We start from the raw sequence: 734 nt of genomic DNA on the forward strand, positions 1-734 counted from the left end.
ATACCTTTGGAAAGATCGCAGCCTCGTTGCACTCGACAGCTCCTACAGCTCCTACAGCAACAGTGATGTTGTTCAGAACGGTGCCGGGCACTCGAAGCGCAGGCGTTCGCCGCTCTGCGGATGGGTGAAGCTGAGCATGCTGGCGTGCAGGCACAGGCGTGGCCAGGCGGCCAGGGCTTGCGGGTGGGCATAGAGCCCGTCGCCCAGCAAGGGGTGACCGATGGAGAGCATGTGCACGCGCAATTGGTGCGAGCGTCCAGTAATCGGTGTCAGCTCGACTCGGCACCAGTCGCCACAGCGTTCCAGCACGCGCCAGAACGTCAAGGCGTGCTTGCCCTGTTCGTGATCCACCACGTGGCGAGGCTTGGTCGGCGGGTCATAGCGCAAGGGTAGGTCGATGCTGCCGCTGTCCAGTTCCGGTTGGCCCCAGCACAATGCGGTGTAGGCTTTTTCGGTTTCTCGATCATGAAATTGCCGTGACAGCTCGCGATGAGTGTCGGGGTCGCGGGCCAGCAGGATGATGCCGGAGGTTTCCCAGTCCAGCCGGTGCACGATTCGTGCTTCCGGGTAGCCGTTTTCCTGCAGGCGAGTGATCAGGCAGTCCTTGTTATCGTCGGCCCGGCCGGGCACGGAGAGTAGCAGGGTCGGCTTGTCGACCACCAGCACGGCGGCGTCCTGGTGAATGATGCGGATGTTGGACAGGGGCATTGAAAACAGTCTCGTTACAAACGCCA

The 734-nt window shown here is 61.9% G+C and carries 1 protein-coding gene; it reads right to left on the reverse strand.

Features of this window, described 5'->3' with window-relative positions; translation table 11 throughout:
- Positions 1 to 72 precede the first annotated feature (72 nt).
- Positions 73 to 708, reverse strand: coding sequence for an RluA family pseudouridine synthase (locus tag OC610_RS28375; protein WP_018612476.1), 636 nt, complete (start codon positions 706 to 708; stop codon positions 73 to 75).
- Positions 709 to 734: the final 26 nt, after the last annotated feature.

Source organism: Pseudomonas agronomica (genome assembly GCF_025917275.1).
In the GTDB taxonomy this organism is placed as follows: Bacteria; Pseudomonadota; Gammaproteobacteria; order Pseudomonadales; family Pseudomonadaceae; genus Aquipseudomonas; species Aquipseudomonas agronomica.